Raw genomic sequence first — 22,650 nt, forward strand, 5'->3', positions numbered from 1 at the left:
TCATTACATTTAAAAAATAACAATTTCGAAATAGATTTTTTTTGTGGGAATTTTTCACTTCGTTATCTTTGATATTCAAAAAACGAACTATATGAAAATCAAAACCTTAACATTAAGCATTGTGATAGCTTGTATGGCTTTTGCATGCAATTCTAACAAAAAACAGAGTGAGGAGAACGCAACTAGTATAGATTCTTCACAAACAACAAGCGCAGAACCTCAAACAACAATTTCTGCAAAAAAATTCGATATTAATTCTGTTCCGGTTTCAAACAAATCACTTGGCTCCTTTCCATATTTTAATCTGCCCGAGAATTATGAAGGAACGCCTAAGGACAATACTGCAGACTATGATGTTGCCTATTTCTGGGTAAAAGACCATTTTGAAAAACCAGAAGGAAAAATTTTCTATGCAAGAATTACTGCTAAAGAAGGAAAATCATACAGTGACCTTGAAGTTGCAAAAAATCTGGACGAGTTAATTAAAAGTGTTGATGGTGTAAAAGTATCTGAAATGAAAACTCCTTCAGATTCATCTTATACTGTTCCGGATAATAATCGTGTAAAATATATGAATGGTTATGGTTTTATGGCAAATGCTATTACGACTACTTATTTAATTCGTCGTCCGGATAGAAATATTTGGGTACAGCTTACTCCTGGCGACGATGCTGTTTCTGCCGGCTGGATGGTTCTTGAAACAAAACCCTTTAAAATGACAGCTTCTCTTATTAAAGCAGATGAAATAAAAAAAGAATTGGATACAAAAGGACATATTGCTTTGTATATCAATTTTGATACAGATAAAGCAACAATCAAACCTGAATCCTCACCCATTATCTACGAAATACAAAAACTATTAACAAGCAATGCCGGTCTGAAAATTTCTATTGAAGGCCATACCGATAATGTTGGCATTGCATCACATAACAAAAAACTTTCTGAAGACAGAGCTAATGCTGTAAAAACTGCATTAACCGCCAAAGGAATAAGTGCCGCAAGATTACAGACAAAAGGATTGGGTTCCGAAAAACCTATTGCTGATAATTCCAGTGAAGACGGAAAAGCAAAGAATCGTAGAGTAGAAATCGTGAAAATATAATGATTGTTAATTGATATTACTGCCTAAATGTTTGTAGCCTTGGGTATTTATCTAAAAAAGAGATCTTAATAAGATCTCTTTTTTGTTTTAGTTTCATCAGACAGTTTTCAAAGTTTATTTGATTTTATATTTTGCTAATAAGGATTCAAAATTTTCGGAGCGTACAAAATTCTGTTTAATCTTGTTAACCTGAATCACTTCTAAAAATTTCATTTCTACCAACATATTTAAATCTGTTCTTGCCGTGTATTTTGATACCTGAAAACGATTTTCTACTTCTTTTACTGTAAAAATACTTTCAGGTTCGTCAAAAATAATCTTCAACAATTGTGCCTGACGCTCATTAACATTGGGAATCCTAATAAAACTTGCAATTTGTAAATTTTCTTTTTGTTTTAGCTGAATATACTCTTTCAAAGCTTCAAAAGATTTATCCATTACTTTTAAATGATATGTCATAAAATAAGTCAAATCATTAGCGTCAGCTTCAGTGTATAAATAGGCTTTTTCATATTGAATTTTACTATCCTGAATAATTTTTGAAATAGACAAATATTCTGTAAGCCAGTACCCTTTTTTTAATAAATACCAGTAAAATAAAGCACGTGCTGTTCTTCCATTTCCATCAGTAAAAGGATGTATGTAACCTATCATAAAGTGAATTACAATGGCTTTTAGGATTGGATGAATAAAAGTTTCTTTAGTATCTTTATTAAAAAAATCACACAAATCTTGAATCAAACTTTCTAATTCTTTATTACTAGGTGGCGTATGGACTACTTCTCCATCAACATGATTGACCACATGAACATCATCAGATATTCTGAAAGCCCCTTCTTCTTTTTTATCATCTAAAGTATCACAAGATATTAAACCATGAATATATAATAATTTCTCAGGTGTTAAATCATCATTTCGATTCTGGGTAATCTGTTTGATTGTAACATAATTATTTACAATCATTTGTTCTGACTTTGTTTTTGGCTTTACTTCTTTACGAAGCATTTCTTTTGCCTTTTTACGGGTAGTATTAGCTCCTTCGATCTGACTACTCGAAATTGCTTCTTCCATAATAGCACTTACTAAATATCGCGTTTTATCAGCATCAGGAACCACATTTTTAGCTCCCATATAACCACCGATATTCATATCAAAATAATGAAGAATTTTTTGAATATAATCCGTACTTACATAATTAAATTGATACTTACCAAAATTTATATTTTTATAATTGACTGCACGGGCCATTTTTACGGCAGACCATAGTTGCTCTGGTTCTAAATCTGGAACTTTTTTATATTTTAGTTTATCCCAATACAAATATTCGTTATTAATCTCTTTGATTTTCAAAACCATATCTGGTTTATTTACCAATGCAAATATCTTTGTAGTGAAGTGCACTTTTGGGGCATTTTCGATCATAATGAATAATTTTACAAAAACAAATATAGGTAAAAATAGGGAGATTTTGTTTAAATCTCCCTATTTTTACAGTTTTCCGTAATTACCCTATAGCAACATTTGCTGTAACAATCTTTTTTAGGTTTCTATTGTTACAACTTAATTCATCTGTTAATAATTTATCTCCTAAAACTAATAAAAAAACCTGCAAAAATTAATTTACAGGTTTTACTTAAAATTTGCAGAGAGAAAGGGATTCGAACCCTCGATACAGTTACCCATATACTAGCTTTCCAGGCTAGCTCCTTCAACCACTCGGACACCTCTCTATTTTGGTCTGCAAAGAACACAAAAAAAATCGAGTTTCAAAAGTAAAATCTAAGATTACTTTTAAATGCTTTTTTTAAATTCTTCCATGAATATTTTTACTGCTTTTTTTTGATAACCTCCAATTGTTAGCATAAAAGATTCTCTTTTCGTTGCAACGCCGGTAATTTGTATCGCCTTAAGCTGATCCCAGCCTTTTAAAGCTTTTTCAGCCACGATTGTCGCCCAGTCACTGTTCTCTACCATTTGCAGTAATGCGTGTATAGAATGCAGCTCAATTGAGATTTTGGGCTTCATATTAAACTTCTGGAACAACTCTTCTACAAATTCTCTCGAATTCGATCCTTTTCCGGGCAATACCAGCGGAATTTGTTCTATTTTCTTAAAAGCTATTTTATCCAAATCTGCTAAAGCATGGTTTTTAGAAACCGCCAAAACCATGTAAGATGTAAACAAAGGTACTTTTTGAATTGGTAATTCAATTTCGTGTGATGAAACGACTAAAACAACATCTAATTGATTATCCAGAAGTTTTTGTTCTAAAGCTTCTGTAGTTCCGTATTCAACAACAATTTTCAGGTTTTGATATTGTTTAGCAAATGTATTAACGATAGGAAGAATCAATAAGCCAAAAACATACGTCACACCAATTCGTAATTCGCCGCCAATCATTTCGTTTAAATCCTCAATTGCCTGCTTTCCGTTTTCTACATTTTCTACCACTTTTTTAGCGTGAATTAAAAAAACAGAGCCCGCTTCTGTAAGCTGTACTTTCTTTCCAATCCGCTTGAACAAAGGCAGACCGAGTTCTTCTTCCAGTTTTTTTATTTGCTGCGAAAGCCCGGACTGCGTTACAAAACACAATTCTGCAGCCTTTGTAAAATGAAGAACCTCAGCCGTTTTAATAAAGTATTCGAGTTGATAAATTTCCATATTGATAAGTTTTAATACTCATTATCAGTAAAATTATTAATTTTTCTAATGAAATCATAATCCCGACCTTTGTATTAAATATTTAAAATCATGTTTAAAGCGTTAAAATCTAAAAACTTCAAGTTATTCTTCTACGGACAATCCGTTTCAGTTGTTGGAACGTGGATGCAGAAAACCGCCATAAGCTGGATGGTTTACAGCATAACCGGATCTGTATTTTTATTAGGATTGGCTACTTTTTTAAGCATGATTCCGTCTTTGTTTTTGGCACCGTTAGCCGGAAGTATTATTGGGCGTTACGACAGACACAAAGCAATGCTTTTATTGCAGTCTATGGCAATGATACAAGCCGGAGCTTTGGCAATTTTAATTTATTTTAAAATTTATAATATCAACTTTATTTTGGCTTTAAGCCTTATACAGGGAATTATAAATGCTTTTGATATGACCTGCAGACAAACGATGATGATTGATATTGTTGATGACAAAGAAGATCTGCCAAACGCTGTTGCGCTAAATTCAACTTTAAATAATTTTGCCAGAATTGCTGGTCCTGCACTAGCCGGAATTATTCTGCACAATTATGGTGAAGACATTTGTTTTATTGGAAATTTCCTTAGCTATATTCCGGTTTTAATTTCGCTTTTAATGATGAAAATTAAACCGCACATCAAAGCTGTAGATAAATTTAAAATGCTTGAAGATTTCATTGAAGGTTTTGATTACGTAAAAAAAGAAGCCGAAATGGCCAAAATGCTTTTGATGTTAATGTGCAGCAGTTTATTTGTAATATCTTTTAATACGCTGATGCCGGTTTTTGCTAAAGATATTTTTAGCGGAAACGCACAAACTTTCAGCTGGTTTGAAAGCGCTGCGGGAATTGGTTCCATTTTATCTGCAATTTATTTGGCAAATCTTAAAAAATCAGACCAAATGAGTAAAATAATGATCGCTGCGAGCTTATTATTAGGTTTTAGCATCATTATACTAGCTTATTCAAATAATTTGACTGTGGCGCTTATTTGCATGGCTCTGAGCGGTATAGGAATGATGGCGCAAACCTCATCCATAAACATTTATGTGCAGACACAAAGTGCTGTAAATATGCGATCAAGAAGTATTAGTTATTATTTAATGGCTTATCAGGGAATGATTCCTGTGGGAAGTTTAATTATCGGATACGTTTCACACATTATCGGAACTAGACATACAGTTGCTATTCAGGGAATAATTTGTATTCTTTCTGTGATTGTTTATGTGTATTACAAAAAACATAAAACTTCGGAAGAATTAGAAACTTGCCCAGTTCCTTATGAAAATTCTAAATTTTAATAAATTCCAATAAAAAAATTCCAAATTCCAAAACTGATAGATGTTTATCATAGAAATCGAAATGACAAGATTGTACACAATTGGAATTTGGAATTTAAAATATTGGAATTTTATAACGAAATTTCCCCACGCAAAGCAGTTTCAAAAACATCTTTAAATTCGTTTTGTGGAATATTATGACCAAGCAAATACATCAATTTTGTAATTGCGGCTTCTGTAGTAATATCTTTTCCAGAAATAACGCCAAGAGATTTTAAAGCTGTACTGGTTTCGTATTGTCCCATATTTACACTTCCGCCAGAACATTGCGTTACATTTACAATGTGCATTCCAGACTTGATGGCTTTTTCAATTAAATTTAAAAACCAATCCTCGGTTGGAGCATTTCCTGAACCGTACGTTTCTAAAACAATGCCGCGTAAATCTGGAGTTGACAGGATCGAAGCTAAAACTACTTCGCTCATTCCCGGAAACATTTTTATAATTGCTACGTGATTGTCCAGATTTTTGTGAACAATTAAATCTGCACCTTCTTTTATCGGAAGAAATAAATGCGAGTTCAATTTTAAATGCACGCCAGATTCTACCAATTCAGGATAATTTGGCGCTGTAAAAGCTCTAAAATGTTCAGCATTTACTTTTGACGTTCGGTTTCCTCTGTATAATTTATATTCAAAATATAAAGAAACTTCATTAATGACAGGTTTTCCATTTTCCTGTAATGAAGCTATTTGAATCGCCGTAATAAGATTTTCTTTAGCATCGGTACGCAAATCTCCAATTGGTAACTGCGATCCCGTAAAAACAACTGGTTTAGCTAAATTCTCCAGCATAAAACTCAATGCCGAAGCCGAATATGACATGGTATCTGAACCGTGCAGCACCACAAATCCATCATACAAAGTATAATTTTCCTCGATAATTGTGGCAATTTTGGTCCACATTTTCGGATTCATGTTTGATGAATCTATCGGATTTTCAAAAGAAACAGATTCGATTTCACAATCTAATTGTTTAATCTCTGGAATCTTCTGTATTAGTTTACTAAAGTTGAATGCTTTAAGCGCTCCGGTTTCAAAGTCTTTGCTCATACCGATAGTTCCTCCGGTATAAATCAAAAGTATTTTTGCTTTAGATGACATCTTGGTATTTTAATTTATTAACAACCGGATTAGCATACATTGCCAAAAATCCTTGTCTTGTAACAGGGTTATCGCCTCCGATACGCATTTCTAAACGACGCTCAAAAAGTGATTTTTCACTTTCTTTATACAAATGAGAGAATCTTGTTGTTTCGTTTAAAATATCGTAAGCAATAAAATTAGTCGGCCATAATTGATAATTTGTCAAAATAGTATCATCAATAACTTGTGCCAAAGCCTGAACTTGTTTGTTTACATTATCATTTTCTGCTACAATCTTATCAATTTCAGTATCTAAAACATCGCCAACAGAAATATGTATTCTTTTTTTAGTTCCCATGATACCACTTAAAATGGTCATGAAATCTTCGTTTTTATCTTTAACGTAAACTTCATTTTTTGATTCTGCCATCAATTGCGGCATTTTCAAAACATCTGTAGGATCATATTCATAAGAAATAGAAACCGGAACGATTCTTAATTTCTTAAAATAATCCATTAAGTTTTCTTCGTCAGAACCCATTCCAATCATTTTTAAAACACCCGGATTGGTCTCGTCATTTCCGTCTTTTGTTCTTCCTTCTCTTTGTGCAATCCAAACCGAACGATTTTCGCGAAGCAGTAACTGTCCCATATATTCTGCAAGCAGTTTAGAACTTTGCAGCATTTCACGAGGCGTTAATCCTCTTAAAACCAAAAAGTTTCTGTTTAATTTTGCTAAAGTTGCCAGGAAAGCTTTTTTAACCAAATTGTCTCCAATTGCAGATGCTGTCATTACCAAACCATGTTCAAATAAGCAAACGTTCAGTAAAGTTGTATCTAAAAGAATATCCCTGTGATTTGAGATAAATAGATAAGAAGTATTTGGTTCCAGCTTCTCAAACCCCGAAGTTGTTAAACCTTCAGAACTTTTCTCTAAAACCTTTTGTATGGTATTATAAATAAAATTGCATTGAAAATCACGAATCGAATGTGTTTTCCTTAATTGATCTTTCCAAACCTCATCTTCTACTTCCGGAAAAGTAAAGTTCATCATGGTTTTCATCATTGGATGATTTACAACATCATGAAGTGCTTCATTTATTTCGGAATCATAAAACGGTCGAATGGCATCAAATTTCTGCATTATTTATATTGGTTTTAAGTGGGCAAAAGAACAAAAAAAAAATCAAAGTTTTGTAAGGCATAGGTTAAATCCCAAAAACGTCTTTTGAATTTTGAGTTGTTATTGCTGCAATCTCTTCTTCAGACACATCATATAAGTCTGCCAGCTTCGAAATCACGTTGACTAAATAACTGCTCTCGTTTCTTTTCCCTCTGTACGGAATTGGCGCCAAATAAGGCGAATCTGTCTCCAATACAATGTGTTTTAAATCGATTTGATTTAAAAATTGATCGATTTTTCCGTTCTTGAATGTTACCACGCCTCCAATTCCTAATTTCATTTTATAAGAAATTACTTGCTGTGCTTGTTCTAAAGTTCCGGAAAAACAATGAAAAATCCCAAATAAATCTTCAGATTTTTCTTCTTCCAATACTTCAAAGATTTCATCAAAGGCTTCACGGCAATGAATTACGATGGGTAATTTATATTGTTTTGCGAGCTGAATTTGTCTTTTAAAAGCTATTTGCTGTTCTTTTAAATGCGTTTTATCCCAATACAAATCGATTCCTATTTCGCCTACTGCGTAGAATTTTCGTTTTGATAATTCCGTTTCTACATGTGCTAATTCTTCCAGGTAATTATCCTTTACATAAGTGGGATGCAAACCCATCATTAGGAAAATATTATCGGGATAGTTCTTCTCTAAATCGTACATTGACTGTGTCGCGGCAGCATCGATGGCAGGAATAAAAAAGCGTGTAATTCCGGCATCAATGGCGCGTTGAATCATTTCGTCACGATCCTGATCAAATTCTTCAGAATATAAGTGCGTGTGTGTATCGGTAATAATAGGTGTTGAATTCAATGGTCTAATTTTAAAGTTGTCAAAATTACGACAATATTAAAAGAATAGCAATTGCTTGTTGGCACACGGATTTTACGGGTTCACTTCGTGAAAGCGCGGATGAGAACGGATTTTTTTGTGCTTTTGTCAGACTGAGCGAAGTCGAAGTCCCGCAATCAAAATCGTCAATCTTTGTCGAGCTGTTTGTATGTCCTTCGACTTCGCTCAGGATGACATACAAAACGTAAAAGACCTTTGTCAAAATTTAAAACTTTGACAAAGGTTTTTGAAAACAAAAAATCACAAAACTTTTTAAACTTTGCGAATCTCTGTGTAAAATCTTTGTGTCTCTTTGTAAAACTTACTAATCCAACTGATGCAAAAGCTCTTCAACCTGATCATAGCCTTCATAATCTTCAGAAATCGTTTCCAGTATTTTTTTACAGCCTTCGTAATCTTTTTGCTTTAATTTAGATAAAGCCAAATACCAAACCGCTTTATCTTTATAGGCAGAACTTCCTGCTTTTAATTCGTTAAAAATGGCTTCGGCTTTTATATAATGGCTTTCTTCTAAAAGCGATACAGCATAAAAAAACTGAATTTCTGCTGTTTTATTCTTTTGCAAAATCGTTTCAAAAAGCGGAATTGCTTTATTGTATGTTTTATGATTGTATGCTTTTTCTGCTGCTTTTAAATCTTCATCGGCAGTAGATCTTTCGGTAAAAGAAGCATGTTCGGGATTATTGTAATCTCCATAAACAGGATTTTGGTTGTAATTAAAAAAGAACAATCCGAATAAAACGGCAACCGAAGCCGCTACCGCTAAATACCATGGTTTTAAGCCAATAACTTTTGGTTTATTATCGAAATGTCTCTCAGATATTTGAATCAGATTTTCTTTAAAAATTTCTCTTTCCTGCTCAAATCCAAATTTATTGTCCAATTGAAATTGTATGTTTTTGAAAGTTTCAAATTCCGAAGCAAATTCGGGATCTTCAATTAATTGTTTTTCAAAATCATTTTTGGCCTCAATCGTTAATTCGCCTTGAAGATATTCATCAAATAATATGTAACGTTCTTCGTTCATGACTAATCGTTTTTTAAAGAATTAAAGTTTTTTGCTTCCTGAATCCATTGCGTTAACTGGCCAACACACAGCGACTTTTTTTTACGAACATAACCGTATGTTACGTTTAGTTTTTCGGCCACTTCTTCCATCGATTTAATTTCAAAACTCAGCTTTAATAACTCTTTGCATTTGTCTCCTAATTTCTGAAACATGGTGTCAAAAAGCTGTTGTTTTTCATCAAATTCTTCGGTTTGTCCAATCAATTCAAGAGCAGATTCATTAATAGATACTGCATCCTCAATAATTGTTACCCCCTTGTTGGATGTTTTTTTCAGTTCGTTGAGCCATTTTCTTTTACACAAAAGAAAAAAGTACGCATCAAACGGACAGGTTAACTGCAGCGAATTGGCTTTGGCCTGATTAAAAAGCAAAATCAATACTTCCTGAACAACATCCTGAGCGTGGTCTCTATCGCCAGAATTGTTCATAATAAACATTACGACTTTAGGAACATACTTTTTATATATGGATTGGATCACTGCCGAATCGTTTGCGGCAAGCCCGTCAATATACTTTTGGTCAGGATGCACTTTAGTTTTACTCATAAAAAAACTTTTAATCAGATAAAGTTAAAAAAGAATCTCAAAAAATTTCAAATAAAAGGGTAACAATTAACAATTACAGTTGATATAAGGAAACAAAAATCTTTTAAAAGAGTTAAAAATTAAGAGAAAATGGAAACTTATCAATTTACCAACGACAAGACTTTAGATCAATTTTACAAAATGATCTCTGCCAAGACCCGAAATGGCTTTGTAATCGTAGAACATAACGAGAAACTACCCTATGTTGTTTTATGCCGGGAAAAAAAAGTTATCAAACATTTTCTGCACTTATTTCTTACCTGTATCACTTTCGGACTTTGGTCAATTGTCTGGATCTATTTAATTGTTACGCTTTCGCGAAAGCAAAACATTCTAGTGGCTGTTGATGAGGACGGAAATCTCTTTGAAGACAAATGTCTTTCGGCATAAATCAAAAAAAAAATAAAACGAGGGGTAACAATTAAAACCACAAGTTGATATAAGCATATAAGCACCATAAAAATATTTTTTGAAAACAGGGGTAACAATATCAAACCCTAATTGATATAAGATTGTAATTAATAACCAGAATCTGAAAACCACTTGACGAACAAGTCAGATTTATAAAAACTAGAAATTATGAACACAAATTTTAAAACTATCGGACTTTTATTTCTATTATTAGTTTCTTTTGTAAGCTGCGACACCAGCGATGGCGATGATACAGGCAACGTTATTTTGCCTCCAACATCGGCAGCTTTTAAAAGCATCAGCGAAAAAGGAGTAAAAAGAAATACACAAAACTTCACCATTACGGCCGGAGATGGTATGGTAACACTTACGTCTGCAAAAGGTGTAAAATTACATATCAACGGAAACTGTCTTACTAAAAACGGAAATGCTGTAACAGGAGAAGTTAATATTGAATATATTGAACTTTTTGACAAAGGAAATATGCTGGTTACGAATAAACCAACAATGGGAATTACACCAGACGGAAAGAAAAACCTTTTAATTTCGGGTGGAGAATTCTTTATTAAAGCTACACAAGGCGGTGTTGAATTACAAACTTCTTGTTATTTAAGTTTAGTGGTTCCAACTGCGCTAACTGACGGTTATGACAATGCTATGACATTGTGGACTGGTGTAATTGAGGAAGACGGTGATTTGGCCTGGAGAGATGCAAAAGGTGCTGACGGAAAAGGCGGTGTTCAAGGTGAAGGAAACAATTATTATGTAACTTTTGGAAACTTTGGATGGACAAATGTTGACCGTTTCTACAGCGATCCTAGACCTAAAACCACTATTTTAGTTGATGTTCCAGACGGGTATAACAATACAAACAGTGCTGTATATCTTTCTTATGATGGTGAAGGTACAAATGCTCTTGCAAAATTGGATACCTATACTGCCGAAGGATTATTCAGCGAACACTACGGACAAATTCCAATTGGTCTTGCTTGTCACATTATTTTCGCAACAGAAGATAATGGAAACTGGAGATATGCCATAAAAGGAGTGACTACAACTGCAAATGCTGTTTACACCTTTACACTAGCCGAAACAACAGTCGGTACCGAAGCTCAACTTGTTGCTGCAATTAATGCCATTCAGTAACTTATAAATGCTTTTTTAAGAGAAAGTGATGATTTGCTCATCACTTTTTTTTACATTTAATCCTGTTTTAAAATTGATTCTGATGATTTTAAGACTAAAACCTGTCTAGTTATGAAACCACAACTGTCTATTTTCTTTATTCTATTTTCAATTTTCTCAATAGGACAAACCAAAGTAAAAGACACCATAACCCGAAGAGCAAATATTGGTTTTATCCAAAATGGAAATGCTGTAAATTTTAAACCCGAAACGCCTCCGTTGATTCCAATTGCCGGTGCGCCTAAACCAAGTTATTCTTATTTATGGGAACTCGGCGACGGACATTACAGTAAAGAAGCAGAGCCAAAACATGTTTATAAGACCAAAGGAACTTATACGACAAGACTTGCTGTAACCAACAATTACGACAACGGAAAACCTCCGGCAACACGCCCGAAAAAAGTGGCCGTAAATGATATTACTGATACTAATTATAAAGACATTGCTTCTATTGCAGATCAAAATGGTTTTGCGATTTTAAAAAACTGCGATCCCATTCCAGAGCAGGAAATGGTAGTCGTAGTAAGTTATCAAAATCTAGAGAATTATGTTTCAAGCGGAAAGCTTTATCTTTTTTATAATGAGAAACAATTCAAGCACAACAACTTCGAGTTAAGTGATTTTAGAACGTATGCAAATGAACGTGAAGTAAAAGAAAACTTAGTGGCTTCGGTCGATGATCTTGACGATTCGAATAATTTTACGGCTTCCGCCGAAAACAGTTTCAAACTTAAAAAATACCGAAACACAACTACCGAAGAAGATCTCGACGCTTCACTTTTAGACGCCAATAAAACCTATCATAATGTTTCGGTTTTAGAATTTGATGATGCGAATCCGGGAGAAACACGCAATGTTTTTTATACCTTTAAAACAACACCTGAAATGATAAAAGATACGAGCGCAACGGTTACGATGCGCGGTATTTTTGTTCCGAATCGAAGTTATAAAAACCATAAGATTAAAAATCTGGAAATGGAAATCGTAACGTCGCACGATCCTAATAAGATGGGGTCTAACGGACGTTTTATGAATTACAGATTGGTGCGTTTTAAAAGGGTAAATTTTAAAACCCGTTTTCAAAATAACGGTGAAGGTCCGGCGAGAAAAATTCGTTTAGAAACTGATGTTCCGGATATGTTTGATAAGAAAACTTTCCAAATTGAAAGTATGTATCCAGAATGTCCGATTTGCCCAAAAGGCGAAGAACCAACCGTGAGTTGTCTCGATACCATTATCAAACAAAAGCAAATTATTTTTACGTTTAAAAATATTTATCTTCCGGGAACGGAACAAAAAAATGTTCACGAAAAAGATAGTACAAAAGGTTTTGTAAAATATTCGATGAAGTTTGGTGAAGATTTTCACAAAGTAAAAACCAAAAGCCGAACTTCGATTATTTTCGACAAAAACGAACCTATAATTACCAATTATGCCACTACGAGATTTTTGCCGGGAATTTCGATTGGTGTAAAAGCGGGTTACAATTTTTATCCTGATTTAGACAAATCGACGAGTTATTTTCTGGGTGCGACGCTTTCGCCTTTTAAATCGTATCGTTTTTACTGGCAGGTTGAATGGGTAAATGCATTAAATCAATATAATAGTGCCGTTACTGTTGTTGACCAAATAAATACGAATGCAAACGGAGTAAGGCAATTGATACGCACGACTACAGCAACCGAAAATAAAAACATTAATTGGGAAGTTCCTGTTTTGATCCGGTACAACATTAATAATTATATCGGAATTGGCGCCGGAATTCAGGCGAATATAAATGTCTCGCAAGAACAAAATCAAAACTTAACCATTGATACTTATGAAGGCGATAAAGAAAGTTTTTTAATTGGTACAAAAACAGAAACCAACAATATGAAAACTTCTTTTACGGATATTAAAACAGGCCTTTTATTTGATTTAACGGCTGGTTTCGCCAGAATTGGGCCGAGTTTAGGCGCACGTTACGTAATTAATTTTGAACAGAATTTTAATTACTTTCAGGTTTATGGAATATGGAAATTTTAAGGTTATTGCGCAAAGACACACAAAGAATACACAGAGATACACGAAGAAGTTTGCCACAAATTGCACTAATTTTCACGAATCAATGCTGAAATAATTAGTGGAAATTCGTGAAATTCGTGGCGAAAAAAATTTAAAACACCAATGTCATCCTGAGCGAAGTCGAAGGCTTTATAACGAAAAAGGTCTTCGACTTCGCTCAGACTGACACTCGATGATACAATCAAAATTAATATGAACTTATATAACTTATATGGTTTAATCTTTCTTTTCCTAACTCTGAATGTTTTCGGTCAGAATCAGGAAGATAAAATATATAATGCTGTTGATAGTTTTGTTGCTCATCCTTCCGCGAAAGCGTTACAAAATTTAAACGCCGCAGAAGCTTATTTTTGGAGAAATCCCAAGCCTAAAACCAAAGACGAATTTTTAGCAATCGTGGTTTTAAACTGCAATAAGGCGTATTACGAAAATCAGTTTGGGCAGACTCAAAATGCGATTTCAAGTTATGAAAAAGCGTGGCAGATTTACCAAAAACAGAAACTCAACAATTACGATATTATTGAATTCTGCTTAAAACCTTTGGGAAATTTATATACCGTTTTGGGCGATTATGACAGTGCCGAAAACACCATAAAGCAATATTTTTTTATTGTAAATACTTCTAAAAATTATCCTGACGCGCAAAAGCAAAAGTTTGCTGCAATTTTGAATTTATCAAATGTTTATCAGAGTTCAGGGAAAATTTCTTCGGCAATTGAAGTTTTAGAAAATACTCTAAAAACAGAGAAATTATCGAATTTGCAAAAGGGAATTTTATGGAATAATTTGGGGAATAATTATTTATTAGATTCTCAAAAGATGGTATGGATTGTGAAATCACCCCCAGATATCGAAAGTGCGTTTCAATCTTCTATTAAATATCTACAAAACGAAAAAAATCAATCGGAAAATTTATCTAATGCTTATCGAAATTTAGCTTCGATGAACAGACAATGGCAACGATATGAAACTGCTAATTCTTATTTGAAAAAAGCCGAGAAATTGTTTTTAGAAACACCGGATATTCAGCCAAGAAAAATGGCAAAATTGTATTATGAAAAAGCTTTATTGCTTTTTGCCGAACATAAATACGATGAATGTTCTAAACAAATTAATTCGATTTTTGAAATTTTAATTCCGAATTACAAATCAAAAAATAATTTGCCAAATGAAAATGAATTGTACGCCGAGACGGTTTTAATTGATGCACTCGATTTACAAGCAGAAATTTTTATTCGACAAAATCAGTCAAAAAAAGCGCTTAAAGCTTTTCATCTTTCCTTTCAAATTGAAGATATATTGATGAATGTTGTATTTTACGAAAACTCAAAAATCATTTCACAATTGCGTTCTCGTAATCGTACCGAAAAATGCATTTCAATTTATGATCTATTGTATCAAAAAGAGAACAATATTAAGTATCTGGAAGAAGCTTTTCAACTTGCTGAAAGGTCCAAATCGGGGATTTTGCAACATTATCGTTCGAATATTAAAAACGCTTCCGCAAAAGAAAAACAGCTTTTACAAGAACTTCAAAACTTAAATAATGCTATTTTAAAGGAACAGCAAAAAGGAGATTCTGCAAACATTTTAGAAATAAATCGTTTTATAAAAAAACAAAACGAATTGATGATTTCTTTGAAGAAGATTCAAGCTGAAAATCCAAATTATATCCCTGAAAATTGTAATATAAAATCTCTTTTATCACAATTAGAAAATGATAAAGCGGTAATGGTTTACTATTTTATGGGTTCTGAAATTCTATATTATTTCACCTTGAAGAATAAACAAATCTATCTAAACCACATTTATATAACTGATACTGCGATTCCGCAAATTGGAGCGTTTATTGATTATTTTAATAACTCCAATACTATTCTTAACAACATTTCCGGGTATAATAAAAATGGTTGTGCTGTTTATAAAATGCTGAAATTACCTCTAAACAAGGTGTATAAAAATCTAATAATTGTTCCTGACGGAATTTTAAATTTTCTTCCTTTCGAGGCATTAATTACACAAGAATCAAAAACAACTAATTTTGCTAAAATGCATTATTTATTGAACGATTTCAAAATTGCTTATAATACCTCAGCCAATATTTATCTAAATTCAAAACCTATTTCAAAATCAAAGAAAACGGTTTTAGGAGTTTTTCCGGTTTTCGAAAAAACGGCTTTTGAATTGAGTTATTCCAAGAAAGAATTAGAATCGATTCGAAGTAATTTTAAAGGGAAATATTTAGAAAATTCGGATGCAAGTTTTTCTAATTTTAAAAATAATGCTCCCAATTATTCTATCCTTCATTTGAGTACGCACGCTTCATCGGGCGATATTGAAACTCCTGCGAGTATTAAATTTTACGATCAGGAAATCTTATATTCTGAATTGTATAATCTGCATATAAATCCTGATTTAGTGGTTTTAAGTGCCTGCGAAACCGGAATTGGGAAATTATATAAAGGCGAAGGCCCCATGAGCATTGCAAGAGGTTTTCAGTTTGCAGGCGCGCAGAATTTATTGTTTTCTTTATGGAAAGTAAACGATTTTACTACTTCCGTTTTTATGTCTGATTTTTATAAAAATGTCAAGAATGATGTTTCTTATTTTGAAGCAAATTCAAATGCCAAATTGGAATATTTAAACGATAAATCGATTCCTAATGCGAAGAAATCGCCTTATTATTGGAGTTCATTTGTGTATTATGGCTCGATTTCGGCAGAAGAAAAATCCGGAAATTATATCTATTATGTAATTAGCTTTTTGATTGTAATTGGTTTATTTTTGATATTCAATCAATATCGTAAATGGAAAATCTTCACGAGATTCTCAAAAAAGAGAATTATAAAAAAATAAAATTCAAGGTTACTAAAACACAGCATCTTTCTATAAAAGCAAAAATAAACGGCGTTTCGGGAAGTTTCATTTTAGATACGGGCGCATCAAACACCTGCATTGGTTTTGAAAGCATCGAACGTTTTGATTTATCTGCAAAAAAATCCAAAACAAAAGCTTCCGGAGCCGGCGGAACGGGGATGTCAACACAGATTTCTTCGCAGAATACTTTACAATTAGGAAGCTGGAAAAACAAAGGTTTCACTATCGTAATTTTTGATCTTTCGCATGTAAATGAGGCTTTACAATCGTACAAAGCAAAACCTGTTCACGGTATTATTGGTGCAGATGTTTTACTTGAAGGAAAGGCGATTATTGATTATTTTAATCATTATTTGTACCTTAAATAAGGAAATTTCAATTTTTTAAATTCCAAATTCCAATTGGAATCTAAAATCTAAACTCATAAATCTAAAATTAAAAAATCCCAAACTCCTTTCAGAATCTGGGATTTTTTCGTCTAAAATTAAATCAAAAATTAATGGGTATGTTTAGGATTAAAACCGTCTTCGCTTAATTCGGCATGCACATAATCTGCAACCATTTCAGCTTCATAATCGATTTTTTCTCCTTTAGAGAATTTATGAATAATTTTCTCCATGATATTATATATAACAGGAACCACAATCAAGGTTAGGAATAAAGAAGAAATTAATCCTCCGATAATTACCCAAGCCAAACCGTTTTTCCATTCAGCTCCTGCTCCAGATGCTAATGCAATTGGGAACATACCAAATACCATCGCAATTGTTGTCATCAAAATTGGACGTAAACGGGCGTGATTTGCCTGAATTAAAGCTGTTCTGATAGATTCTCCTGCTGCTCTTCTTTGGTTCGTATAATCGACAAGCATGATCGCGTTCTTACACACCAGACCAATCAACATGATAATACCTAAAATTGTAAAGATATTTAATGAGTTGTTTGTTAATGCCAAGGCCAGCATCGCTCCAATAAACGAAAGCGGGATAGCAAATAATACAACGAATGGATGCACGAAACTGTCATACAAACTCACCATTACAAGGTAAACCAAAATAATAGCGGCTAATAAAGCGATTCCTAAAGTACCAAATCCTTCAGATTGATTCTCTTGGTCACCACCCCAGATGTAGTTTACTCCAGCTGGTTTTTTCAGTTTATCTAATTTTGCCTGCCATTGCGTTACAATTGTTCCTGATGGAACCCCAACGTTTTGCCCTTTTACAGTTACCGAAGCTGATTTGTCTCTTCGTTCTAACTGGCTAGGTCCAGAACCTTCTGTAATGTCCGCAAATTGAGACAATTTAATTTGTTGTCCAGTTGCATTAATGAAAATCAAGTTACTTACGTCAGTGATACTTTTTCTATCAAATGCATTATATCTAATGTTGATATCATATTCGTATTCACCAGCTCTGTATTTACCATCTGTATTTCCACTAAAAGCAGTCTGCATGGTTAAACCAACTGTTTGAAGTGTTAGTCCTAAAGCAGCCATTTTATCACGGTCTACTTTTACGTTAATCTCAGGGTTTCCGTCTTCAACAGTTAATTTGATCTCAGTTGTTCCAGGAATCGTACGTAATTCTGCTTCTGCTAATTTAGCAAATGCCATTGCACTTTCCGTTGAAGGACCTGTTACGATTAATCCTAATGTAGCATCTTCCGCAGTTCCTAAAATACCAACCGGAACTGTTTTTACTTTTGCTCCAACTAATACTTTTTCAAGTTTACGTTTGATTTTTGCTGCATAAACATTCGCATCATCCGTACGATCTTTTTGTTCGATCATTTTTACGTCAATCTCTGCTTTGTAAGCAGTTGCCTGCGACGCTCCAAAACCTTCACTGGTTTGTCCAACAGTTGTAATTTGACTGTGAACATATTCTTGAGATTTCAAGAATGCTTCGGCTTTTTGAGTCATGAAGTTTGTCTGCTCTAACGAAGCATCTTTTGGCATTTCGATTTGAACTAAGAACTCTCCACTATCAGAAGATGCGAAGAACTCTCCTCCAATGAAACCTCCACCCATTAATCCTATTGTAGACCCAAAGAATAATACAAGTACTACAACAAGAGTTTTAATATAATGATCTAAACACCAAGTCAATAAATGAGAAACCCAGTCTGTAAAACGAGTTAAATAACTTTCGAAACCAAGAATGATTCTTCCAAATAAATTCTTTCCTTCAATATGCTCTAATTTTCCAAAACGAGATGACAACCAAGGAATAATTGTAAAGGAAGCCAAAAGTGACAACATTGTTGAAATAATAACGGTAACACAGAATTGCGTAATAATATCAGAAACCAATCCAGAACTCATTGCGATTGGCAAGAATACTACAACAATTACTAAAGTAATCGAAGTTACAGTACCTCCAATTTCTGCTGTACCATCATAAGACGCACGGATTCGACTTTTACCCATTTCCATATGTCGATAAATATTCTCCAAAACCACAATCGCATCATCGACCAGAATACCTACAACAAGAGATAATCCTAATAAACTCATTAAGTTTAAAGTATATCCCATTAAATAAATTCCGATGAAAGTCGCAATTAACGATGCCGGAATCGAAACCATTACAATCAATGAGTTTCTAATACTATGCAGGAAGAACAACATTACAAATGCTACCAGAATTACCGCAATCAATAAATCGTGTACTACAGAATCTGCCGCTTCAAGAGTAAAGATTGTACTATCTTTTGCTACTTCTAATTTTAACTGATTTACTTTATAATCATTTTCTAAAGTTGCAATTGTTTTTAATAAATGCTCACTTACCGCTACCGCATTTGCATCAGATTGTTTAACGATTTGTAAAACAATCGCACTTTTTTGATCTACACGCGATATTTTTTCAGCAATTTTCTGTGTATCCTGAACATCTGCAATATCACTTAAACGAATTTGAATTCCGTTTTGAGATGAAACTACTAAGTTTCTTAATTCGTCAACACTTTTATATTTACCCGCTAAACGAATTAATATTTTTTGATCCCGAGTTTGAATGTTTCCTGTTGGGAAATCTAAGTTTGAACTCAAAATATTTTGCTGTACCTGCGGAATAGATAACCCATAACCCTGCATTTTTACAGCGTCAAGATTTACCTGAATTTCACGTTCAGAACCACCAATAATATTTACCTGGGCCACACCTTGTACACGAGATAAAATTGGCGCAATTTTTTTATCAATTAAGTCATAAAATGCTGCTTCATCCATTTTTCCGTTGGCACCAATTGTCATAATCGGCAAATCACTCAAAGAGAATTTAGTTAACGATGGCGGATCAGCATCATCTGGCAAATCACTAATAATCGCATTAATTTTACGCTGCGCATCATTCAAAGAAAAATCGACTTTTGCATTCGATGTCAATGTAATCGAAACGATAGACAAACTTTCGTACGATTTTGAATCAATTTTCTTGACATTTTCTAAGGATGCGATCGCATCTTCAATTTTCTTGGTCACAGTATTTTCTACCTCACTCGGAGATGCTCCGGGATAAACAGTAGAAATTGTAATAACGTTTTGTTCAAATTTCGGGATCAGCTCATAGCCTAATTGGCTGTAGCTGAACAATCCACCAAGTGTCAGAATTGTAAACAATACAATTACTAACGACGGACGTTTTATGGATATTTCGGCTAATTTCATATTTTTTTAATGCTATAGGCTTTAGGCTGTAGGCTTTAAGCTTTAAGGTTTAATTCGTTATTTTATTTAAGGCTTGGCTGTAAGTTTTAGGCTTTTTAAAAAGCTTATTGCCTACAGCTTAAAGCTTACTTAATAATTTCTACTGTATTTCCGTCTTGTAAGTTAATCTGACCTGTAACAATTACTTTTTCTCCATCAGATAATCCTTTGATAATCTCTACTCTATCACCCAAAATTCTTCCCGCAGTAACTTTTCTTAATTTGGCAACACCATTTTCAGCAACAAAAATCTCGTTACTGCTTACACTTCCTACGAATGCATTTCTAGGTACAACCATCAAGTTTTGTTTTTGTTGGTTTGATGCAAAATTTGCAGTTCCGTACATACCCGCTTTTAGGTCGTTGTTTGAGTTATTTGTAATTTCAATTTCAACCGGAAAGTTTAAAGATTCATCAGCTTTTGCTGCGATAAAAGTAATTTTTCCAGAAAAAGATTTATCAGGATAAACACTAGCCGTTACATTAATATGGTTACCTACTTTTAAACTTGCAACTTGATTTTCGTTTACTGTAACTACTAATTTTAATTTAGAAACGTTTACGATATCAAATAAAGCTGTAGCTGGCATTCCTGTTAAAATAGATCCCGGCTCAATATATTTTTTGTTGATGAATCCATTAATTGGAGCTTTTACTTTAGTATCTCCTACATTGATATTTGCTTGTTTCAATTCAGATTCTGCATTTGTCAAAGCTAATTTTGCCTGATCTAGTTGTTGTTTAGTAACACCGCCTGTTTTAAAAGCATTTTCGTATCTGCTGTAATCAGATTTTGCATTTTGATAAGATGCCTGAGCTTGTTGTGCACTTACATTAATAACATCTCCTCTCATTGTTAATAATGTCTGCCCTATTCTTACATAGTCACCTTCTTTAGCTAAAACACTGATTACTTTTCCAGATTTTTCTGCAGAAAAAGTCAATTCCTGAATTGGCTGAAAGTTTCCGTTTGCAACGAAATCTAATGAAACTTCTTCTGTTTTTACCGGAGATATTTTTACTGAAACTGCTGCATTTTTTTCAGCAACAATATCCGTTTTTGCTTTATTTTCTTTCTTATTATTATTTAAGACATATCCCATCACACCTAGTGCTGCGATTATGATTACGATTGTTATAATAGTTTTCTTCATTGTAATTAGTTATTTAATAAGAGATTTAAGTTCGCCTTTTGATTTGATTAGAGATATTTCGGCAATTTTATAATTTAAAACTGCTCTTGTATAATTATTTTGAGCTTCAAGTGATGCATTTTCTGCATCTAATAAATCGGTTAAAGATGCTAATCCCTGAAGGTAATTGTTTCTTGTATTGCTAAGAATTTCAGTTGCCAAACGCATGTTTTCTTTTTGATTTTCGATTGTTACAAGATTATTCTCAATTTGAGCCATTGCGTTTCTGTAGTCTAAATCAAGAGAAAGTTTAGTGTCTTTGATATCTTCCTGAAGTGATCTGATTTGAACATCTGCTTGTCTTACTTTTGCACGGGTTCCAAAACCTGTAAAGATTGGTACGTGTAAATTTAATCCAATTGCAGAGTAATCTGACCAGTAAACTCCTTTAGACGGTTTTGCAAACCAAGGCATTTCAGGACCCTGACCAATATAATTGTAGCCTGCAGTTAATGAAAGCGTAGGATAGTATGCCGCTTCAACTGCTTTCTTATTATACACTAAAAGCTCTTCTTGTTTTTTCAAAAGCAGGTATTCTGTTCTGTTTTCAATATTTGGCTGTTCTGTTAATGCTGCAGGAACAACTTCAAATTCTTCTTTTGGCATATCGATTACAGTTTCAATAGGCATTCCCATATAAAACTTCAATGCATTTTCCTGCAAAGTAATCTGGTTTTTAATCTGCTGGCGCTCAGTATCAATATTTGACATTTTTACAATGATACGATCTAAGTCGATTTTTTTAGCTAAACCGTTATCAAACTGCCCTTTTACGATATCACGAACTTTTGTTGTGTTTACGTAGTTGCTGTCTAACAAAACCAATCTTTCTTTTTGTACATAAACAGAATAATAGTTATTTGCAACTCTTTCAATAACTTGTTCTTCTGTTAACTGATCGTTTATTTGATAAAACTCACGAGTAGATTTTGCCGCTCTTAATCCTGTAAAAACAGATTGATCGAAGATTGCCTGAGTTAAAGAAACCCCTGCAGTCGATGTCCATTTTTGACCAAATGCTGCCTGGATTGTAGTTCCCGGTGCGCCAAATCCTGCACCATCAATTACTGTTGTTTGAATTACGGGGTTATAGGTTAAATTTCCGTTTGCAGAAATTTGTGGTAACGCTCTTGAACGCACTTCCTGAATTTTGTATTCGCTGTTTTCAACCTCAAGTTTTGCTTTTTTAGCATCGGCTTTATTTTGAAGCGCGTAGTTAACCGCATCTTTTAAGGTTAAAGTTGTTACTTGTGCGTTGGCCGACAGACCAATTGTGCACAAAAATATAAGAACTATTCGTTTCATATGT

17 protein-coding genes and 1 tRNA gene are annotated in these 22,650 nt (G+C 33.6%); 7 read left to right on the forward strand and 11 right to left on the reverse strand.

Annotation, left to right across the window (positions count from 1 at the left end; translation table 11 throughout):
• Positions 1-91: 91 nt before the first annotated feature.
• Positions 92-1,102 (forward strand): OmpA family protein, encoded by a 1,011-nt coding sequence (locus BUE10_RS07170; RefSeq protein ID WP_083597988.1) that lies wholly within the window; start codon positions 92-94, stop codon positions 1,100-1,102.
• A gap of 114 nt (positions 1,103-1,216) precedes the next feature.
• On the opposite strand, the gene BUE10_RS07175 is transcribed toward BUE10_RS07170, so the two are convergent.
• From BUE10_RS07175 to BUE10_RS07185, 3 genes are all read right to left on the reverse strand, one after another.
• Entirely contained in the window at positions 1,217-2,524 is a 1,308-nt protein-coding gene (locus BUE10_RS07175; RefSeq protein WP_073483693.1) for a Fic family protein, read from the reverse strand.
• 221 nt (positions 2,525-2,745) lie between these two features.
• Positions 2,746-2,832 (reverse strand) — tRNA-Ser (locus tag BUE10_RS07180).
• Between the two features lie 61 nt (positions 2,833-2,893).
• Complete coding sequence (locus BUE10_RS07185) at positions 2,894-3,763, reverse strand: LysR substrate-binding domain-containing protein (protein ID WP_053471509.1); 870 nt, start codon at positions 3,761-3,763, stop codon at positions 2,894-2,896.
• A gap of 90 nt (positions 3,764-3,853) precedes the next feature.
• On the opposite strand from BUE10_RS07185, the gene BUE10_RS07190 reads away from it, so the two are divergent.
• Positions 3,854-5,095, forward strand: coding sequence for an MFS transporter (locus tag BUE10_RS07190; RefSeq protein WP_073483695.1), 1,242 nt, complete (start codon positions 3,854-3,856; stop codon positions 5,093-5,095).
• 110 nt (positions 5,096-5,205) lie between these two features.
• Here the strand turns inward: BUE10_RS07190 and BUE10_RS07195 are convergent, their stop codons facing one another.
• The 5 genes from BUE10_RS07195 to BUE10_RS07215 all read right to left on the reverse strand — a co-directional run bounded on the left by BUE10_RS07195 (position 5,206) and on the right by BUE10_RS07215 (position 9,860).
• A complete protein-coding gene (locus tag BUE10_RS07195) occupies positions 5,206-6,237 on the reverse strand; it encodes an asparaginase (protein ID WP_073483697.1) in 1,032 nt (343 codons plus the stop codon).
• Positions 6,227-7,363: a 1-acyl-sn-glycerol-3-phosphate acyltransferase gene (locus BUE10_RS07200; RefSeq protein WP_073483699.1), complete on the reverse strand. Its 1,137-nt coding sequence runs from the start codon at positions 7,361-7,363 to the stop codon at positions 6,227-6,229. Before BUE10_RS07200 ends, BUE10_RS07195 begins: the two co-directional genes overlap by 11 nt.
• A 64-nt stretch (positions 7,364-7,427) precedes the next feature.
• The gene (locus tag BUE10_RS07205; RefSeq protein WP_073483701.1) at positions 7,428-8,207 is read right to left on the reverse strand and encodes a TatD family hydrolase; all 780 of its coding nucleotides are present in this window, start codon (positions 8,205-8,207) and stop codon (positions 7,428-7,430) included.
• Between the two features lie 343 nt (positions 8,208-8,550).
• Positions 8,551-9,273, reverse strand: coding sequence for a tetratricopeptide repeat protein (locus BUE10_RS07210; RefSeq protein ID WP_073483703.1), 723 nt, complete (start codon positions 9,271-9,273; stop codon positions 8,551-8,553).
• Between the two features lie 2 nt (positions 9,274-9,275).
• Complete coding sequence (locus BUE10_RS07215; protein WP_056206719.1) at positions 9,276-9,860, reverse strand: RNA polymerase sigma factor; 585 nt, start codon at positions 9,858-9,860, stop codon at positions 9,276-9,278.
• Between the two features lie 129 nt (positions 9,861-9,989).
• Between BUE10_RS07215 and BUE10_RS07220 the strand changes: the two genes are divergently transcribed.
• From BUE10_RS07220 to BUE10_RS07240, 5 genes are all read left to right on the forward strand, one after another.
• Entirely contained in the window at positions 9,990-10,289 is a 300-nt protein-coding gene (locus BUE10_RS07220; protein WP_073483705.1) for a hypothetical protein, read from the forward strand.
• 189 nt (positions 10,290-10,478) lie between these two features.
• Entirely contained in the window at positions 10,479-11,456 is a 978-nt protein-coding gene (locus tag BUE10_RS07225) for a hypothetical protein (RefSeq protein WP_073483706.1), read from the forward strand.
• A 111-nt stretch (positions 11,457-11,567) separates the two neighbouring features.
• The gene (locus BUE10_RS07230) at positions 11,568-13,520 is read left to right on the forward strand and encodes a PKD domain-containing protein (RefSeq protein WP_073483708.1); all 1,953 of its coding nucleotides are present in this window, start codon (positions 11,568-11,570) and stop codon (positions 13,518-13,520) included.
• 231 nt (positions 13,521-13,751) lie between these two features.
• Positions 13,752-16,415, forward strand: coding sequence for a CHAT domain-containing protein (locus BUE10_RS07235; protein WP_073483710.1), 2,664 nt, complete (start codon positions 13,752-13,754; stop codon positions 16,413-16,415).
• A complete protein-coding gene (locus tag BUE10_RS07240; RefSeq protein ID WP_073483712.1) occupies positions 16,367-16,804 on the forward strand; it encodes a retropepsin-like aspartic protease in 438 nt (145 codons plus the stop codon). The genes BUE10_RS07235 and BUE10_RS07240 overlap by 49 nt, the downstream gene beginning before the upstream one ends.
• 128 nt (positions 16,805-16,932) lie before the next feature.
• Here BUE10_RS07240 and BUE10_RS07245 read toward each other — a convergent pair whose 3' ends face one another.
• The 3 genes from BUE10_RS07245 to BUE10_RS07255 form a co-directional block, all read right to left on the reverse strand.
• The gene (locus BUE10_RS07245) at positions 16,933-20,109 is read right to left on the reverse strand and encodes an efflux RND transporter permease subunit (protein WP_073483714.1); all 3,177 of its coding nucleotides are present in this window, start codon (positions 20,107-20,109) and stop codon (positions 16,933-16,935) included.
• Positions 20,110-20,234: 125 nt separating this feature from the next.
• Positions 20,235-21,302 carry an efflux RND transporter periplasmic adaptor subunit gene (locus tag BUE10_RS07250; RefSeq protein ID WP_073483716.1) on the reverse strand — a complete coding sequence of 356 codons (1,068 nt, stop codon included), beginning with the start codon at positions 21,300-21,302 and terminating at the stop codon, positions 20,235-20,237.
• A 9-nt stretch (positions 21,303-21,311) separates the two neighbouring features.
• Complete coding sequence (locus tag BUE10_RS07255; protein ID WP_073483718.1) at positions 21,312-22,646, reverse strand: TolC family protein; 1,335 nt, start codon at positions 22,644-22,646, stop codon at positions 21,312-21,314.
• Positions 22,647-22,650 lie beyond the last annotated feature (4 nt).

This window comes from Flavobacterium sp. CF108 (assembly GCF_900129795.1).
Taxonomy (GTDB): Bacteria; Bacteroidota; Bacteroidia; order Flavobacteriales; family Flavobacteriaceae; genus Flavobacterium.

Coding starts and splice junctions, on each gene's coding strand:
- BUE10_RS07245 (WP_073483714.1), bottom strand. CDS start 20,109: ATGAAATTAGCCGAAATATCCATAAAACGTCCGTCGTTAGTAATTGTA.
- BUE10_RS07175 (WP_073483693.1), bottom strand. CDS start 2,524: ATGATCGAAAATGCCCCAAAAGTGCACTTCACTACAAAGATATTTGCA.
- BUE10_RS07215 (WP_056206719.1), bottom strand. CDS start 9,860: ATGAGTAAAACTAAAGTGCATCCTGACCAAAAGTATATTGACGGGCTT.
- BUE10_RS07220 (WP_073483705.1), top strand. CDS start 9,990: ATGGAAACTTATCAATTTACCAACGACAAGACTTTAGATCAATTTTAC.
- BUE10_RS07190 (WP_073483695.1), top strand. CDS start 3,854: ATGTTTAAAGCGTTAAAATCTAAAAACTTCAAGTTATTCTTCTACGGA.
- BUE10_RS07240 (WP_073483712.1), top strand. CDS start 16,367: ATGGAAAATCTTCACGAGATTCTCAAAAAAGAGAATTATAAAAAAATA.
- BUE10_RS07235 (WP_073483710.1), top strand. CDS start 13,752: ATGAACTTATATAACTTATATGGTTTAATCTTTCTTTTCCTAACTCTG.
- BUE10_RS07200 (WP_073483699.1), bottom strand. CDS start 7,363: ATGCAGAAATTTGATGCCATTCGACCGTTTTATGATTCCGAAATAAAT.
- BUE10_RS07210 (WP_073483703.1), bottom strand. CDS start 9,273: ATGAACGAAGAACGTTACATATTATTTGATGAATATCTTCAAGGCGAA.
- BUE10_RS07195 (WP_073483697.1), bottom strand. CDS start 6,237: ATGTCATCTAAAGCAAAAATACTTTTGATTTATACCGGAGGAACTATC.
- BUE10_RS07185 (WP_053471509.1), bottom strand. CDS start 3,763: ATGGAAATTTATCAACTCGAATACTTTATTAAAACGGCTGAGGTTCTT.
- BUE10_RS07230 (WP_073483708.1), top strand. CDS start 11,568: ATGAAACCACAACTGTCTATTTTCTTTATTCTATTTTCAATTTTCTCA.
- BUE10_RS07225 (WP_073483706.1), top strand. CDS start 10,479: ATGAACACAAATTTTAAAACTATCGGACTTTTATTTCTATTATTAGTT.
- BUE10_RS07170 (WP_083597988.1), top strand. CDS start 92: ATGAAAATCAAAACCTTAACATTAAGCATTGTGATAGCTTGTATGGCT.
- BUE10_RS07250 (WP_073483716.1), bottom strand. CDS start 21,302: ATGAAGAAAACTATTATAACAATCGTAATCATAATCGCAGCACTAGGT.
- BUE10_RS07255 (WP_073483718.1), bottom strand. CDS start 22,646: ATGAAACGAATAGTTCTTATATTTTTGTGCACAATTGGTCTGTCGGCC.